The organism is Nonomuraea sp. NPDC005692 (genome assembly GCF_040631115.1).
In the GTDB taxonomy this organism is placed as follows: Bacteria; Actinomycetota; Actinomycetes; order Streptosporangiales; family Streptosporangiaceae; genus Nonomuraea.
In genome coordinates this window covers 19,217-33,934 of sequence record NZ_JBEXYU010000031.1, presented here as the reverse complement: position 1 = coordinate 33,934, position 14,718 = coordinate 19,217, and the positions used below count along the sequence as shown (strand labels likewise).

The 14,718-nt window shown below is 70.7% G+C and carries 18 protein-coding genes; 7 read left to right on the top strand and 11 right to left on the bottom strand.

The genetic code is table 11. The features are described 5' to 3' along the window. Nucleotides 1-12: 12 nt before the first annotated feature. The gene (locus ABZ459_RS41340) at nt 13-1,383 is read left to right on the top strand and encodes a protein kinase (protein WP_357982935.1); all 1,371 of its coding nucleotides are present in this window, start codon (nt 13-15) and stop codon (nt 1,381-1,383) included. Nucleotides 1,384-1,466: 83 nt separating this feature from the next. Continuing rightward, on the top strand, nt 1,467-3,308 hold the full coding sequence (gene pknB, locus ABZ459_RS41335; RefSeq protein ID WP_357982931.1) for a Stk1 family PASTA domain-containing Ser/Thr kinase: 1,842 nt from the start codon (nt 1,467-1,469) through the stop codon (nt 3,306-3,308). 385 nt (nt 3,309-3,693) lie between these two features. Here the strand turns inward: pknB and ABZ459_RS41330 are convergent, their stop codons facing one another. The 3 genes from ABZ459_RS41330 to ABZ459_RS41320 are packed head-to-tail and all read right to left on the bottom strand — an operon-like array spanning nt 3,694 to nt 5,046. Beyond that, on the bottom strand, nt 3,694-4,266 hold the full coding sequence (locus ABZ459_RS41330) for a gamma-glutamyl-gamma-aminobutyrate hydrolase family protein (RefSeq protein ID WP_357982928.1): 573 nt from the start codon (nt 4,264-4,266) through the stop codon (nt 3,694-3,696). Continuing rightward, the gene (locus ABZ459_RS41325) at nt 4,263-4,421 is read right to left on the bottom strand and encodes a hypothetical protein (protein WP_357982925.1); all 159 of its coding nucleotides are present in this window, start codon (nt 4,419-4,421) and stop codon (nt 4,263-4,265) included. The genes ABZ459_RS41330 and ABZ459_RS41325 overlap by 4 nt, the downstream gene beginning before the upstream one ends. 1 nt (nt 4,422) lies before the next feature. Continuing rightward, nucleotides 4,423-5,046 (bottom strand): class E sortase, encoded by a 624-nt coding sequence (locus ABZ459_RS41320; RefSeq protein ID WP_357982922.1) that lies wholly within the window; start codon nt 5,044-5,046, stop codon nt 4,423-4,425. A gap of 144 nt (nt 5,047-5,190) precedes the next feature. On the opposite strand from ABZ459_RS41320, the gene ABZ459_RS41315 reads away from it, so the two are divergent. Continuing rightward, nucleotides 5,191-5,436 carry a cell division protein CrgA gene (locus ABZ459_RS41315; protein WP_357982918.1) on the top strand — a complete coding sequence of 82 codons (246 nt, stop codon included), beginning with the start codon at nt 5,191-5,193 and terminating at the stop codon, nt 5,434-5,436. 34 nt (nt 5,437-5,470) lie between these two features. On the opposite strand, the gene ABZ459_RS41310 is transcribed toward ABZ459_RS41315, so the two are convergent. Both ABZ459_RS41310 and ABZ459_RS41305 read right to left on the bottom strand, forming a co-directional pair. After that, complete coding sequence (locus ABZ459_RS41310) at nt 5,471-6,334, bottom strand: rhomboid family intramembrane serine protease (protein ID WP_357982915.1); 864 nt, start codon at nt 6,332-6,334, stop codon at nt 5,471-5,473. 112 nt (nt 6,335-6,446) lie between these two features. Next, entirely contained in the window at nt 6,447-6,983 is a 537-nt protein-coding gene (locus ABZ459_RS41305) for a peptidylprolyl isomerase (RefSeq protein WP_357982912.1), read from the bottom strand. A 219-nt stretch (nt 6,984-7,202) separates the two neighbouring features. Here ABZ459_RS41305 and ABZ459_RS41300 point away from each other — a divergent pair, with 219 nt between their 5' ends. Next, nucleotides 7,203-7,640: a hypothetical protein gene (locus ABZ459_RS41300; protein WP_357982909.1), complete on the top strand. Its 438-nt coding sequence runs from the start codon at nt 7,203-7,205 to the stop codon at nt 7,638-7,640. Between the two features lie 99 nt (nt 7,641-7,739). After that, complete coding sequence (locus ABZ459_RS41295; RefSeq protein WP_357982906.1) at nt 7,740-8,816, top strand: hypothetical protein; 1,077 nt, start codon at nt 7,740-7,742, stop codon at nt 8,814-8,816. A 2-nt stretch (nt 8,817-8,818) separates the two neighbouring features. Here the strand turns inward: ABZ459_RS41295 and ABZ459_RS41290 are convergent, their stop codons facing one another. Next, on the bottom strand, nt 8,819-9,346 hold the full coding sequence (locus tag ABZ459_RS41290; RefSeq protein ID WP_357982903.1) for a hypothetical protein: 528 nt from the start codon (nt 9,344-9,346) through the stop codon (nt 8,819-8,821). Between the two features lie 124 nt (nt 9,347-9,470). Here ABZ459_RS41290 and ABZ459_RS41285 point away from each other — a divergent pair, with 124 nt between their 5' ends. After that, on the top strand, nt 9,471-10,142 hold the full coding sequence (locus tag ABZ459_RS41285; RefSeq protein WP_352363329.1) for a response regulator transcription factor: 672 nt from the start codon (nt 9,471-9,473) through the stop codon (nt 10,140-10,142). After that, nucleotides 10,139-11,488: a HAMP domain-containing sensor histidine kinase gene (locus ABZ459_RS41280; protein WP_357982900.1), complete on the top strand. Its 1,350-nt coding sequence runs from the start codon at nt 10,139-10,141 to the stop codon at nt 11,486-11,488. Before ABZ459_RS41285 ends, ABZ459_RS41280 begins: the two co-directional genes overlap by 4 nt. On the opposite strand, the gene ABZ459_RS41275 is transcribed toward ABZ459_RS41280, so the two are convergent. The 5 genes from ABZ459_RS41275 to ABZ459_RS41255 form a co-directional block, all read right to left on the bottom strand. Continuing rightward, complete coding sequence (locus ABZ459_RS41275; protein ID WP_357982897.1) at nt 11,475-12,440, bottom strand: GNAT family N-acetyltransferase; 966 nt, start codon at nt 12,438-12,440, stop codon at nt 11,475-11,477. The genes ABZ459_RS41280 and ABZ459_RS41275 overlap by 14 nt on opposite strands. Before the next feature lie 10 nt (nt 12,441-12,450). Further along, nucleotides 12,451-12,801, bottom strand: coding sequence for a hypothetical protein (locus ABZ459_RS41270; protein ID WP_357982894.1), 351 nt, complete (start codon nt 12,799-12,801; stop codon nt 12,451-12,453). After that, nucleotides 12,798-13,175: an SgcJ/EcaC family oxidoreductase gene (locus ABZ459_RS41265; protein ID WP_357982891.1), complete on the bottom strand. Its 378-nt coding sequence runs from the start codon at nt 13,173-13,175 to the stop codon at nt 12,798-12,800. Before ABZ459_RS41265 ends, ABZ459_RS41270 begins: the two co-directional genes overlap by 4 nt. Nucleotides 13,176-13,290: 115 nt before the next feature. After that, nucleotides 13,291-13,863, bottom strand: a complete 573-nt coding sequence (locus ABZ459_RS41260) for a PadR family transcriptional regulator (RefSeq protein ID WP_357982888.1) — start codon at nt 13,861-13,863, stop codon at nt 13,291-13,293. Nucleotides 13,864-13,898: 35 nt separating this feature from the next. Continuing rightward, entirely contained in the window at nt 13,899-14,693 is a 795-nt protein-coding gene (locus tag ABZ459_RS41255; protein WP_357982885.1) for an MBL fold metallo-hydrolase, read from the bottom strand. Nucleotides 14,694-14,718 lie beyond the last annotated feature (25 nt).

Below are 14,718 nucleotides of genomic sequence, written 5' to 3'. Positions count from 1 at the left end.
ACGTGCTGAGTCATGCGGCTCCGTAACCGCTATCTCCTGCTCTCCCGCATCGCCACGGGCGGTATGGGAGAGGTGTGGCGCGCCCGTGACGAGCTTCTGGGCCGCGAGGTCGCGGTCAAGATCCTGCGCAGTCACATGCACGCCGACCCCACGTTCCGCGAGCGCTTCCGCAACGAGGCGCGACTCACCGCCGCCCTGGCCGACCCCGGGGTGGCCCAGATCTTCGACTACGGCGAGCAGAGCGACCTGGCCTATCTCGTGATGGAGCTGGTGCACGGCGAGCCGCTGTCGGCCATCCTGGGGCGCAACGGCGCGCTCGGGCCCGAGGTGGCACTCGACGTGGTGCACCAGACCGCCAAGGCGCTGCACGCGGCCCACTCCTCAGGGATCATCCACAGGGACGTCAAGCCCGGCAACCTGCTGGTCACCCGCGAGGGCACGATCAAGGTCACCGACTTCGGCATCGCCCGCGCCCTGGAGGCCGCGCCGGTCACGCAGACCGGCACGGTCCTCGGCACGGCCCAGTACGTCAGCCCCGAGCAGGCCCAGGGCTTCCCGCTCACGCCCGCGACCGACCTCTACTCGCTGGGCGTGGTGGCCTACGAGTGCCTGGCGGGCCACACGCCGTTCCGGGCCGACAGCCAGGTGGCGATCGCGCTGCTGCACCTCAACGAGCAGCCGCCGCCGCTCGGCGCGGACGTGCCCGTCCCGGTGCGCGACCTGGTCATGACGCTGCTGGCCAAGGAGCCGGGGATGCGTCCGGCCTCGGCGCTGGAGGCGGCCGACCGGGCGTACGTGCTGCGCCAGTCGCTGGTCGAGGGCGTCGAGCAGGGCGCCGACCTGAGCATGTTCACCGATCCCGCGGGCTTCCGGGTGCGCGAGCCGGCCACGGAGGACCAGCGGGCGACCGAGAGCCTCGCCCCCGCGACGACGGTCCAGAGCCCGCCCGATCCGCCGGCCCGCAGCCGCCGCGGCGCGCGGACGCTGGCGCTGGTCGCGACGGCCGGTTGCGTGGCCGCGGTGGGGCTGAGCGCGATCACGTTCGCCAACCGCGATACGACGCCGCCGCCCCTGCCGGAGATCGCCGAACCCAGCCACTCCCCGATGCAGTCGCCTGAGCTGCTCAGGCCCACGCGGACGAAGAAACACACGCGCCGCCCCCCGGCGCTACCGGTGAAGTCGACGCGGCCGGTACCCTCGCGGTCGGCTACGGTAAGCAAGTCGGCTACTCCTACGAAGAAGCCGACACCGAAGCCAACCCCGACCACCCGTACCCCGACTCCCACCCCCACCACCCCAACGCCCAGCAGGACACCGACAACTCCGACACCAACCGCTTCGCCGGACCCGGGTGGCACAAACCCGCCGAAGGAGGAGACGTGATGCGCTACGGGGTCGATGATGGACACCGGCGGCCCCCCGAGCAGGCCGGTACCCAAGATGAACGGTAAGGGACAGTGCAGGAAATGACTCAGCCTCGGCTACTCGGAGGTCGTTACGAGCTCGACGGTGTCGTCGGGCGCGGCGGCATGGCCGAGGTGTATCGCGCCCGAGACATCCGGCTGGACCGCATAGTCGCGATCAAGACCCTCCGCTCCGACCTTGCGCGCGATCACACCTTCCAGGCCCGTTTCCGCCGCGAGGCGCAGTCGGCGGCCTCACTGAACCACCCCGCCGTCGTCGCGGTCTACGACACCGGCGAAGACGTCACCGACGGCACCCCGGTGCCCTACATCGTCATGGAGTACGTCGACGGCCGGACGCTGCGCGACCTGCTGCGCCAGGACCGCCGGCTGCTGCCCGAGCGGGCGGCCGAGCTGGTCGACGGCATCCTGCGCGCGCTCGACTACAGCCACCGCGGCGGCATCGTCCACCGTGACATCAAGCCGGCCAACGTGATGATCACGCGTGCCGGCGACGTCAAGGTGATGGACTTCGGCATCGCGCGCGCGATGGCCGACTCGGCCGCCACCATGACCCAGACGGCGCAGGTGATAGGGACCGCCCAGTACCTGTCGCCCGAGCAGGCCCGCGGCGAGCGCGTCGACGCCCGCAGCGACATCTACTCCACCGGTTGCGTGCTGTACGAGCTGCTCACCGGCCAGCCGCCGTTCACCGGCGACTCCCCGGTGGCGATCGCCTACCAGCACGTCCGCGAAGACCCGATCCCGCCCTCGCAGATCGACCGCGAGATCCCGGCGTGGGCCGACGCGATCGTGCTCAAGGCCATGGCCAAGGACCCGGCCCACCGCTACCAGAACTCCGGCGAGATGCGGGCCGACATCCAGCGGGCCATGTCCGGCATGCCGGTCGACGCCCAGACGATGGCGATGACCGGGAACTTCAACCAGGGCACCCGCATGATGACCGCCACCCAGGCGGCGCAGGACCCGGCCACGCAGCGCACCGGCGCGGTCCCGCCGTACGAGTACGGCGACGGCGACGGCAGCCGCGTGGGGCGGCGCAGGGCCTCCGGCGGTGGCGGCAACGCGGTCAAGACAGCCTTGTGGATCATCATCCCGCTGCTGATCATCGGCGCCTTCGTCACGGTCGGCTACCTGGTGTTCGGCACCAAGGCCGCGCCCACCGACGCCTCGGTCACCATCCCGGCCCTGGCCACGCAGAAGCTGGATCCCGCGCAGAAGGCGCTCATCACCCTGGGCCTGAAGCCCGAGGTGGTGCAGGAGGCCAGCGACGAGTTCGGCAAGGGCACGGTGATCCGCACCGAGCCGGCGGAGGGCGAGAAGGTCGAGAAGGGCGCCACGGTCAAGCTGGTCGTGTCCAAGGGCAAGGAGAAGGTCGCCGTACCGGCCGGGCTCATCGGCATGAGCACCGAGGACGCGATGAAGGCCCTCGACGACGCCGGGCTGAAGGGCGTGGTCAAGACCAAGCAGTCCGCCAAGCCTCAGGGCAAGGTCTTCGAGACCAAGCCGGCGGCCGGCACCGAGATCGAGAAGGACGCCAGCGTCACCCTCTACGTGCCGTTCGAGCTGACCGAGCTGCCCGACGTGATCGGCTACACCCAGCAGGACGCCATCGCCGCGCTCAAGGGCGCCGGTTTCAAGGTGAAGGTGTCGCCGCAGGCCAGTGACCAGGCCGAGGGCACGGTCATCCAGCAGAACCCGGGTGCGGGCCAGAAGCTGCAGCCGAACACGACGATCACGATCGTGGTGTCCACCGGCCCCGAGACGGCCCCGCCGCCCACCAACGAGCAGCCGACCGAGGAACCGACCGACGAGCAGACGGACTTCCCGTCCGACGAGCCGACCGAGGACAACCCGATCGGCGACGACGGCCTCAACGGCTGACCGAGCACCACGGGCCGCCCTCCCCACCCGGGAAGGGCGGCCTTCGTCGTTCCACCACAAGGCTCCGAAGGGCCCGGCAAGCGCCCCGCATTGCAGGGAGGGCAGAGGGTGGCGGGCGTCCCGCCTTGCCAGGAGACCGGGAGGCGCGGGCGTCCGGCGTGCCGGAGGGCCGGGGACGGCGGGCGTCCCGGCGTGCCGGAGGGCCGGAGGGCCGGAGGACAGCGGGCCGGAGGACAGCGGGCCTGGGGACGGCGGGCGTCCCGCCTTGCCGGAAGGTCAGAGGTGGTGGGGGGTTCTTCTGGAGGGCGGGCGCGAAGAACGCCCCCGCCGCTCGGGGGCAACGGCGGGGGCGTTCATTTGGTAGTCGCTCTGTGCGAGCCGGGCGTTACACGATCCCGTGCAGCCAGTTCCCGAGCAGCCGGTGGCCGTGCTCGGACAGCACCGACTCCGGGTGGAACTGGATGCCCTCGATGGGCGCCCGGCGGTGGCGCAGGCCCATGATGACCCCGTCGTCGGTGCGGGCGGTCACGTCGAGGACTTCGGGGACGGTCTCCGGCAGCACGGCGAGCGAGTGGTAGCGGGTCATCGGCACCGGCGACGGCAGGCCCTCGAAGACCCCCTTGCCGTCATGGTGCACGGCGCTGGTGCGCCCGTGGACCAGCTCGGGCGCGCGGGCCACGGTGGCGCCGAAGGCGACCGCGATGGCCTGGTGGCCGAGGCAGACGCCGAGCAGGGGCGTGCCGCGCTCGGCCGCGCGCAGCACCAGGGGCACGCTCACGCCGGCCGCCTCCGGGGTGCCCGGCCCGGGGCTGACGAGCACGCCGTCGAAGGCGTCGCCGTCGCGCACGCTCACGACGTCGCGCGGGCGCACGTCGCAGTCGGCGCCCAGCACGCGCAGGTACTGGACGATCGTGTGGACGAAGCTGTCGTGGTTGTCCACGACCAGCACGCGGGTCATCTTCTTACGGTCACCTCGTCGAGCGTCACCGCCGGCTCCAGGAGCGGGAACACGGCATACCAGAGTACGACCCCCACGACAGCGACCAGCAAGGCGGCCACCAGTACCTTGCGGCGGGGATCCTCGGGCAGTTTGCGCCAGATCCAGCCGTACATGTCATTCCTTTCTGAGCTCGGTCTTCTTGAGGACCCCGTACACGATGAGGCGCTGGGCGGCGGAGTACTCGGGGTGGCAGGTGGAGAGGGTGATGTAGGCGCGGATGGGACGGATGTCGGGCTTGCCGGGCACGGGGGCGAGCACCTCCACCTCCGTTGGCTCCACGACGTCCTGGGACGTGACGCGGTAGGTGTAGCGGGCCTCGCGGGCGTCCACGACGATCTCGTCACCGCGTTCGAGCTCGTCGAGCTCGTTGAACGGGGCCGCGTACGTGGTCCGGTGGCCCGAGACCACGAAGTTGCCGATCTGGCCGGGCATGGCGCTGTCGGGGTAGTGTCCCGGGCCCTTCTTCAGGTGCTCGGCGTCCACGCCCTCGACGATGGCGTACCGGTAGTCGCGGCCGAGCCTCGGGATGCTCAGCATGGCGACGGCCTTGCCGAGCTCGATCTTGTCGATGCGGCCGCGGTCGCGCTCCGCCTTGTCGGCGGCCAGCTCGCGCTGGAGCAACAACTGCTGGCTCTTGGTGTAGGCGCCGGTGCCCCAGAGCAGGTAGGCGCAGAACAACATGAGGACCAGGCCGGCGGTGATGCTCAGCTCCCCCACGGCCCGGAAGATGGACCGCATGTCGTCAGCGTATTCATGACATCTCCCGACGTGGGGGATCGCCATGTCGTGCGCGTGGCGACTATCCTGGGGCACGCTACAACTACGCTTAACGAAGAGCCTGTGGACGATCCGGAAGCCCAGGCCCTCAGCAGGAGTTACCCAGTGCCCAAGCCCAAGGCTCGCAAGAAGGCGGTTTACACGCCGCCCCAGAAGTCCCAGCAGGTCAAGGTCAGCCCGCGCTGGCTGGCCCCCACCATGGTGGTGTCCTGGATCATCGGCATCCTGTGGATCGCGATCTACTACGTCGCCCCGCAGGCGCCCTTCTTCAGCGACCTCCAGAACTGGAACCTGCTGATCGGGTTTGTATTCATCATCTTCGGTGTGGTTCTTTCCACCCGCTGGCGTTAGTTCTTTCCACAGTCTTTTCCACAGCCTGGGGAAGTCAGATCGAGCTCAGGATCGCCGAGGTCCGGGCCATCACAAGCACGGCAAGCACGGCCAGCGCTCCCGCGATCGCCAGCACCTGCCACAGGGTCCGGTTGTTCTTGGGGGCGTAGGCCATCGCTCCCGCCAGCACCGAGCCGGTGATCAGGCCGCCGACGTGCCCGGTCCAGCTGATGCCGGGGAACACGAAGGTGATCACCAGGTTGATCACGATGAGCATGGCGATGCCGCGTACGTCCATGTTGAGCTTGCGGCCCACCACGAAGACGGCGCCGAAGAGGCCGAAGATGGCTCCGGACGCGCCCACGGTCGGCTGGCCGAGCGGATCGAGCCAGAGGCTGAGCACGCTGCCGCCGACGGCGCTGACGAGGTAGAGGGCCGTGTAACGCACGTGGCCGAAGGCGCGCTCCAGATAGGGGCCGACGACGTAGAGCGCCCAGCAGTTGAACAGGATGTGGAAGACGCCGGCGTGCACGAACGCGGCGCTGACCAGCCGGTAGTAGTCGCCGAAGACCGCCACTCCGGCCGGCCACATCTGCAGCGCGCCGGTGACGGCGGGCACGAGGTACTGGGCGCCGAAGACGAGGACGTTGATGGCCAGGATGGCCCACGTGACGTACGGCGTGCTGACGACCTGGCCGCCGAAGGTGGAGCGGGCCTGGCGGAAGCCCTGGTTGCCCTGGGCGACGCATTCGGGGCACTGGAAGCCCACGGCGGCGTCGCGCATGCAGTCGGGGCAGATGGGCCGGTCGCAGCGCTGGCAGCGGACCCAGGTCTCCCTGCCGGGATGCCGGTAGCACGTGGGGACCGCCTCGGCGGGCTGCTCGGGCTGCGAGGGCGGGCTGGGCGGCTGGCTGGTCATGTCCAGAGCCTATGACGTACCGGACCCAGCTGTGTGCGGTCGATCAGGGCTGTGACGGGCCTGCCCGAAGGGGGCGGGACCCGTGGATGGCCCGCCCCCGTCAGGGATCGGCTCAGCCCTGTACGCGCTCGATGGTGACCGACTCCAGGACGACGTCCTGGACGGGACGGTCGCGCCGGTCGGTGTCGGTCTTGGCGATGGCGTCGACGATGTCCTGGCCCTGGACGACCTCACCGAAGATCGTGTGCTTGCCGTTGAGGTGCGGCGTGGGCACGACCGTGATGAAGAACTGCGAGCCGTTGGTGCCCTTGCCGAACCGGACGCCCGCGTTGGCCATGGCCAGCAGGTAGGGCCGGTTGAAGTAGAGGTCCGGGTGGATCTCGTCGTCGAACTCGTAGCCGGGGCCGCCGATGCCCTGACCGAGCGGGTCGCCGCCCTGGATCATGAAACCGGAGATGACCCGGTGGAAGATGGTCCCGTCGTACAGACGGGCGGTGCTCTTCTCGCCCGACTCCGGATGGGTCCACTCACGGGTGCCCTCGGCGAGCTCCACGAAGTTCCGGACGGTCTTCGGCGCCTGGTTCGGGAAAAGCTCGACCTTGATATCGCCGCGATTGGTCTTCAGATTTGCGATCAGCTTCTCAGCCACGAGACAGCTGCCCCCCTCTATGTACAGGGTTGTATGTGATGTTCTGCGGAATATGGCCGTTCGGCCTCCTGAGCCATCCTCCCATGGACCGCCATGATTGAGCCGCCTTGTCCAGGGAAGGTCAAGCGCGGGGCCCCAACGACAGGGGAGGTTGTCGTGTCCCTGACACTGAAGAGACGCCGCGTGGTAATAGAGGTACCCGCCACGTGGATGGGCCGCATGAAGGCCCAGGCCGTCAAGACCGGCCATCGCATGGCGCCAATGGCGGACCAGGCCAAGGTGGCCACCGTACAGCGCATCGAAGACGCCCGTTACTGGGCGGCGCCCCGGCTCGACGCCGCGGCGCACGGGTTCGAGGATCAGGTCGCCCCCAAGGTCAGCAGGATGCTGTCGGCGGCGGCCAAGAGAATCGACCCGAAACCGTCCCGGTCACGGCGGTGGCCGACGATGGTGCTGCTGACCGGTCTTGCGGTCGGCGCGATCGGCTACATGGCCTACCGTCGCAACGCCCAGCAGTGGACCGAGCACATGAAGGACTCTGCCTCCGATGCATCACGCTGGGTCGGTGAAAAGGCGGACAGGACCGCGCATTCCGCGGACCGGATGGCGTCCAACGTGCAGAACAAGACGGACCAGGCATCGCACAACATGCCCTGATCCGGACCGGAAGCGCGCCCCCGCTCTCACCAGAGCGGGGGCGCGCTTCCGCGTTCCGGCCCGTTGACTGTTCACCAAGCGCTTGCTACAAACCCGAGCATGGCGCTGTCACCGCTCGACGATCACCCCGTGCACCAGACCGCCCAGGTCATGCGGCACGTCGCCACCTCCGACCGCAACTTCTACGACCGCTACTACTTCAACTGCCACGCCGGCACCGACGAGCTCATGCTGATCGTCGGCCTCGGCCAGTACCCCAACCTCGGCGTCACCGACGCCTTCGCCTGCGTACGGCACGGCGACCTGCACCGGGTCGTGCGGGCCTCGCGCGAGCTGGGCCCCGACCGGATGGACACCAGGATCGGCCCCTTCCGGGTCGAGGTGATCGAAGGGCTCAAGCGGCTCCGGGTGATCCTGGAGCCGTCCGAGCATGGCCTGTCCTTCGAGCTCGACTGGGAGGGGACGATCCCGGCGACCCTCGAACCCCGCCACTTCCTGCGATGGCAGGAACGGGTGATGTTCGACTCGGTGCGGCTCGCCCAGACCGGCCGCTGGTCCGGCAGCATCACCGTCGGCGACCAGGTGATCCCGGTCACCCCCGACCGCTGGCTCGGCACCAGGGACCGGTCATGGGGCGTGCGGCCGGTCGGCGAGCCCGAGCCGCCCGGCATCCAGGCGAACAACCCCGGCACGTTCTACTGGCTGTACACCCCGATGAAGTTCGACGACCACGCCATCCTGTGCATCATCCAGGAGGACCACCGTGGCCGGCGGCTGCTGGAGGAGGCCGTACGCGTCTGGACGGACGGGCGGGAGGAGGAGTACCTCGGCCGGCCGGACTACCGTCCGGTCTACGCCCCGGGCACCCGGGACGTCGTGGACGCCGTGATCGCCTTCTCGCCGCCGGGCGGCAAGCCGTTCGAGGTGCGCTGCACGCCGGTGCTGCCGGTCCACCTCATGGCCGGCACCGGATACGGGCTGGAGCCGGAGTGGCGGCACGGCATGTACCAGGGGCCGGGGCCGGTCGTGCAGGGGGTGACGTACCGGCTGCCCGACGACGCCGCCAGGATGTGGGGCCTGGTCGACGCCGTCGGCCGTTTCGAGTACGACGGGCTCGTCGGCCACGGCCTGTACGAGTACTGGGCGCTCGGCCCGCACCCGTCGTTCCCTGAGTGAACCTACTTGGCGGGCTCGGCGGGCGCGCAGACGATGTGGACGACCTTGCTGGGGTCGTCCAGCTTCACGGCGCCCGGAGGAAGCTCGGTCGCGGGCAGCGCCGGGACCATCCGTACCGCCTCACCCTCGGAAAGGGTGTCGCTCGGCTCGGTGGGCCCGCTCTCGGCGTCGGTCAGGGGGGTCGCCGGGACGGTGGGCGCGGCCTCGGTGCCGGCCTGAGGGGTGGTCGGTGCGGCCTCGGTGACGGTCCCGGGGGCGAGCTCGATCACGCGTCCCTGCTCGGCCCTGAGCTTCGGCGCGCCGTCCGCCCGCTCCCCCTTCTCGTCGCGCAGGACGAACACGCGGGCCGCCGGGCCATCGGCGAGCTTGACCTCCTTGCCGTCCGGCGTCCGGCAGGACACCGCGGCCGTGGTGGCGGTGGCGGTGGTGGCGTCGGGGGCCGGGGTTCCGTCGGCCAGGGCGGAGCCGCCCAGGACCGAGAGCGCGAGCACCCCCACCGTGCCGAGGACCGCGAGACGTCGCTTGAACATGCATTCTCCTCAGTGGAATCCATCCGAACGCCCCGAGCGTGCTCGCCCGCACCTGAAGCGACCCTGAACGCGCCCTAAATGATCTTCAGGTTGGCTTTAGGTTCGCTCAGGCACTCTGGACGTCGTGCGAGTGCTGCTGGTGGAGGACGAGGAACGGCTGGCCGGCCTGATCAAGGGCGGGCTGGCGGGCGAGGGCTTCGCCGTGGACGTGGCCCACGACGGGCGCGACGGCCTGTGGATGGCGACCGAGAACGCCTACGACGTGATCGTCCTGGACGTGATGCTGCCCAGGATGAACGGCTACACGGTCTGCTCCCGGCTGCGCGAGGCGGGCGACTGGACCCCGATCATGATGCTCACCGCCAAGGACGGCGTCTACGACGAGGCCGAGTCGCTCGACAACGGCGCCGACGACTACCTGGCCAAGCCGTTCTCGTACGTGGTGCTGCTGGCCCGGCTGCGCGCCCTGGTGCGGCGCGGCGGGACCGAGCGGCCGGTGACGATCACGGTCGGCGACCTGGTGGTGGACCCGGCCGGCCTGCGCTGCCGCAGGGGCGGGGTGGAGGTCGGGCTGACGCCGAAGGAGTTCGCGGTGCTGCACGCGCTCGCCCGCCGCCCCGGCGAGGTGGTCTCCAAGAGCGAGCTGCTGGCCCAGGCGTGGGACTTCTCCTACGACGGCGACCCGAACATCGTCGAGGTGTACATCAGCGCCCTGCGCAGGAAGATCGACCTGCCGTTCGGCCGGACGACGCTGGTGACCGTACGGGGAGCGGGCTACCGGTTGGAGGCGGCATGAGGGCGCTGCTCGAACGACGGCCGAAGTGGGGGCGGGTGCCGGCCGGGCTGTCGTCGGTGCGGGTGCGGGCCACCGTCGCGGCGACGCTGGTGGTCGCCCTGGCACTCGGCGTGGCCGCCCTGGTGCTGGTCATGGCGTTGCGCGGCACGCTGGAGGGCAACGCGGGCGAGGAGGCGGCCCGGCGCGCCGCGGCGGCGATGCCGTACGCGGAGACTGTGCCGATCATGCCCGACGGGGCGACGCCGGCGGCCAGGACGACCGCCGCCCAGTCGAGCACGATCCTGGTGGACGACCTGTCCGTGGTACGGCTCGCCGATCCCGACCTCGTCCTGGCCGGCCGCGCCACCGGCTCGCCCGCCCTGTGGGCGCAGCCGGCCGACTACGCCGTCGCGGGGCTCCAGGTGAGCACGCCGACCGGCCCGGCCACGCTCTGGTCGCGGGTCTCCCTGGACGGCGTGCAGAAGGCCGTCCAGGCCCTGTACGGCGCGTTGCTGCCCGGCGTGCCCGCCCTGCTGCTCGTGGTGGCCGGGATGACCTGGTTCTCGGTGGGCCGCGCGCTGGCCCCCGTGGCCGCGATCAGGGCCAAGGTGGCCGACATCACGGCCCGCGACCTGCACCAGCGCGTGCCGGTGCCGGGCTCCAAGGACGAGATCGCGGCCCTGGCCACCACCGTGAACGGCACCCTCGACCGCCTGGAGACGGCGGTGGGCCGGCACAAGCGGTTCGTCGCCGACGCCGCGCACGAGCTGCGCAGCCCCATCGCCACCCTGCGTGCCCGGCTCGAACTGGCCGAGCAGAGCGAGCTCACCCGCGAGGCGCTGGCCGACGTCGAACGCCTGCAGTCGCTGGCCGCCGACCTGCTCATGCTGGCCAAGCTGGACGCCGGCGAGCCGCTGCGCACCGACGAGCTGGACCTGGGTCAGGTGGCGGCCGAGGAGTCGCTGCGCGCCAGGCGGCGGCCGGAGATCAGGGTCGAGCTGGACGTCGAGCCCGACGTGGTGCTGAACGGCTCCCGCGCCCACCTCGACCGGCTGGTCACCAACCTGGCCGACAACGCCGTACGGCACGCCGCCTCGGCCGTACGCGTACGGGTGCGCGCCGAGGAGGGCCAGGCCGTGCTGGAGGTGCACGACGACGGCCCGGGGATCCCGCCGGAGCAGCGCGAGGCCGTCTTCGGCCGCTTCACCCGCCTGGACGAGGCGCGGGCGAGGGACGCCGGCGGCGCCGGGCTCGGCCTGCCCATCGCCAGGGACATCGCCCACCTGCACGGCGGCACGCTCACGTACACGGACGCCGGTTTCGTGGCCCGGTTCCCCCTCGCGGAGGCGGCGCTCAGCCCGGTTTGACGGCCAGGGCGTAGTTCGTACTGCGCTGGAAGATCTCGAAGCCGGCGCGGGAGTAGACGCTGACGGCTCCCGTGGGGTTGTCGGCGTCGACGCCCAGCCCGGTCGTGTCGAACCCCTGCGCGCGGAAGGCGGCCAGGGCGTGCGCGATCAGCGCGCTGGCCACGCCCTTGCCCCGCCACTCCCTGAGCGTGCCGATGATCTGGATCCAGGCCCGGCGCTCGCCGGCCAGCTCGTTGTAGCCCTCGAAGGTGTGGGTGATGAGCGTGCCCACCACCCGCCCCTCGTGCAGGGCCACGAACGACGATTCGGGCAGGAAGTTCTGGGAGCCGACGATGTAGTCGCGCCAGCTCTCCGGGGTGTGCGGGACGCTGCCCCAGTGGTCGAGGAACGCCTCGTTGCGTACGCGGCGGGCGCCCTCGTCCAGGTCGGGAGACCAGGGGGTGACGGTCACCCCGGCGGGCGGCGCGAAGGCCGGCAGGTCGCCCGACAGCGAACGTCCCATGTGGGCGAACCAGCGGTTGGCGACGAAACCGGCGCCCTCGGCCAGCGCCTTCAGCCCGAGGTTGGTGTCGGGCACGTAGAGGTGGATCTCCGGCTGGACGCCGGGGAAGGCCCGCTCGCTCAGCCCCGGCGCCGCGGCCAGGCTCCAGTCGACGATCCGCCGGCCGAGCCCGTGCCTGCGGTGGGCCGGGTGCACGCCGCCCGACAGCCGCATGACGTGGGTGTCGGTGGCGGACTGCCGGGCCGGCAGGTAGCCGTAGGCGACGATGCTGCCGCCCTCCCTGGCCGCGAGCGTCCCCGCGGCCAGGTCGATCAGGCGGTGACCGAGCTGCTCCCTGACGTCGTCGAGGTCGTGGACCTCGCCCGTGCGATCCTCGGCCTCGATCGCGGCCAGGAGGGCGGCGAGCGCCTCGGCGTCGTCAGGGGTCAACGGTTCCCACACCAGGCTCATGGCCAGCAGCCTAGGACAGCCTGGCGGAGCACCCCAATTCTCTCCCTATGCGGGCGATGCCCTCGGCGAAGCCCTTCCTCGTCCGCTGCCCGAACCCGATGAAGAACCGGTTGGCCAGGGGCACGCCCCAGCGTCCCCACTCGGCCACGTCGTAAACGCGGTGCTCCACGCGGGCGCCCTCGGGGTGCGGGAGCACGGTCCACTCGCCCCGGTACCACCAGCCGCCCTGGTAGGCGACGGTGTACCCGTCCTTCTCGACGGTCATGTGGTGTGCGGGCAGCGAGCGCGTCAGGGCCTGCCACACCTGCTCGGCCGGGGCGCCGATCACCCCGGCCACCTCGGTGATCAGCCGCTTCCTCATGGCTTGCGCACCCGGCTGTTCTGGAAGGAGGCGAACCGCCAGCCTTCCGGCGTGCGCAGCGCGGTCAGCGTGACGACGGACTCCCTGCTCGGGTCGGGCACGCCGGCCACCGACGAGTTGCCGCCGGCGATCACCAGCGCGACGTCGTCGGTCAGCGGCCTGACGATCGGCGCGGGGCCGCCCTCGGCGAGCTTGATGGAGGTCTCGAACAGCGCGCGGTGGGTCTCCTCGATCGCCTTCCTGCCCTGCAGGTGCAGGCCGAAGAACGTGATGTAGTCGGCGTCCTCGGTGAACAGGCCGGCGTAGGCGGCGGAGTCGCCGGCGTTCCAGGTCTCCGTCATCCGCGCCACCAGGCGGATGATCTCTTCGGACATGGCACAGCTCCTTTCGTCGCGGCGCCTATCCTGGGAGTTGCGCGTCCGGGCAGGGCAGGCGCCGTGTTCGGATGTCCGGCCGCCGGGGTGTTGGCGCACCCCGGCGGCCCTTCTCTCACCCCTCGGTCGTGCTCGTCCAGGCGAGCTCGCCCTGGTCGAGCCGGTCGAGAAGTCTTCTGATCCAGGCGAGCTCGGCGGCGTGCAGCGCCTGCTCGCACTCGACCTCCAGCATGAGGATCTCGGGCAGGCCACTGTCGTTCATGGCCTTGATGTGTCCTTCCATCCCGGCGAGCGTGCCTTCGAGGGTGGCGGCGCGGGTGCGCAGCGCCCGCTGCGCCTCGGGCAGCGGCAGGCAGCCGATCAGCGAGATGGCCGCCACGAAGGCGCGCCGGTCGGGGTCGGGCTGCTCCAGCAGCCGCCGGAGCCGGGTGATCAGCTCCTCGCGGCCCTCGTCGGTGATCTCGTAGACCGTGCGCTCGGGCCGGCGGCCCTCGCGGCCGGTCGCGGCGGGGGCGATCAGCTCGTCCCTGGCCAGCCGCTCGACCGCGTGGTAGAGGCTGCGCGGCAGGCCGGTGATGTAGTCCTTGTGCGTGTCGATGATGAAGCGGTGGAGCTCGTAGGGGTGGCTCGGGTGCAGCGTGAGCAGGGCGAGCACGGTCAGGTCGACCAGGCCATTGCGTTGTGCCATGTTGCCTCCCCCTATATTGCAACTTGCAATATAGCTCACCTGTCGAGCTGGAGGAAGGCCCGCTCGATCGCCTGCCGCGCCACCTCCTCCGGGTACGGGAAGCGCGTGATCGAGTCGCGCAGCCCCTCCACGTGGGCCTTCGCGGCCAGCTCCGCCACCAGCGCCAGCTCGGCCTGCTGCTCCTGGACGAAGGCCCGGCCGACCACCGCGCCGTGCCCCGGCACGAACACCGGATCGGGCAGCGCGGCGAGCATCGCGGCCGTCGTGACCGGCCAGTCGAGCGGGTAGGAGTCGCCGAACGCCGGCGGCGCGCCCTCCTCGACCAGGTCACCGGCGAACACCACGCCGGCGTCCGGCACGTGCACGACGATGTCGTTGCTGCTGTGGCCGAGCCCGAAGTGCCGCAGGTGCACCATGCGTCCGCCGATGTCGAGGCTGGCCGAGGCGGTGAAGGTGTGGTCGGGCGGCACGACGGCGACCTCCTCCATCTCCGCGCGGCGGTCGGGCAGCCGTTCCATGACGTCCGCGCGGTGCCGCTCGCCGTAGACGTCGATCTCCTCGGCGCACCGGACGTGGCTCCAGATCTCGGCGGGACGGAAGAGCGCGTTGCCGAAGTAGTGGTCGAAATGTGAATGGCTGTTCACGACCGTCCACGGGTAACCGGTGATCGTCCTGATCGCGTCGATCAGGTCGGCCGCCTCCCGGTGGGAGCTGCGGGTGTCGAGCACCAGGCAGTGCCCGTCGCCCACGATCAGGCCCGTGTTCAGGTCGAAGGACTCATGGCGACGCACGTAGACCCGGTCGCCGACCTCCTGCCACTGCTCGTTCATGCCAACGAACCTTACTTTTCGGACT

Coding starts and splice junctions, on each gene's coding strand:
- ABZ459_RS41340 (WP_357982935.1), top strand. CDS start 13: ATGCGGCTCCGTAACCGCTATCTCCTGCTCTCCCGCATCGCCACGGGC.
- pknB (WP_357982931.1), top strand. CDS start 1,467: ATGACTCAGCCTCGGCTACTCGGAGGTCGTTACGAGCTCGACGGTGTC.
- ABZ459_RS41330 (WP_357982928.1), bottom strand. CDS start 4,266: ATGACCCGCGTGCTGGTCGTGGACAACCACGACAGCTTCGTCCACACG.
- ABZ459_RS41325 (WP_357982925.1), bottom strand. CDS start 4,421: ATGTACGGCTGGATCTGGCGCAAACTGCCCGAGGATCCCCGCCGCAAG.
- ABZ459_RS41320 (WP_357982922.1), bottom strand. CDS start 5,046: ATGCGGTCCATCTTCCGGGCCGTGGGGGAGCTGAGCATCACCGCCGGC.
- ABZ459_RS41310 (WP_357982915.1), bottom strand. CDS start 6,334: ATGACCAGCCAGCCGCCCAGCCCGCCCTCGCAGCCCGAGCAGCCCGCC.
- ABZ459_RS41300 (WP_357982909.1), top strand. CDS start 7,203: ATGAAGGCCCAGGCCGTCAAGACCGGCCATCGCATGGCGCCAATGGCG.
- ABZ459_RS41295 (WP_357982906.1), top strand. CDS start 7,740: ATGGCGCTGTCACCGCTCGACGATCACCCCGTGCACCAGACCGCCCAG.
- ABZ459_RS41290 (WP_357982903.1), bottom strand. CDS start 9,346: ATGTTCAAGCGACGTCTCGCGGTCCTCGGCACGGTGGGGGTGCTCGCG.
- ABZ459_RS41280 (WP_357982900.1), top strand. CDS start 10,139: ATGAGGGCGCTGCTCGAACGACGGCCGAAGTGGGGGCGGGTGCCGGCC.
- ABZ459_RS41275 (WP_357982897.1), bottom strand. CDS start 12,440: ATGAGCCTGGTGTGGGAACCGTTGACCCCTGACGACGCCGAGGCGCTC.
- ABZ459_RS41270 (WP_357982894.1), bottom strand. CDS start 12,801: ATGAGGAAGCGGCTGATCACCGAGGTGGCCGGGGTGATCGGCGCCCCG.
- ABZ459_RS41265 (WP_357982891.1), bottom strand. CDS start 13,175: ATGTCCGAAGAGATCATCCGCCTGGTGGCGCGGATGACGGAGACCTGG.
- ABZ459_RS41260 (WP_357982888.1), bottom strand. CDS start 13,863: ATGGCACAACGCAATGGCCTGGTCGACCTGACCGTGCTCGCCCTGCTC.
- ABZ459_RS41255 (WP_357982885.1), bottom strand. CDS start 14,693: ATGAACGAGCAGTGGCAGGAGGTCGGCGACCGGGTCTACGTGCGTCGC.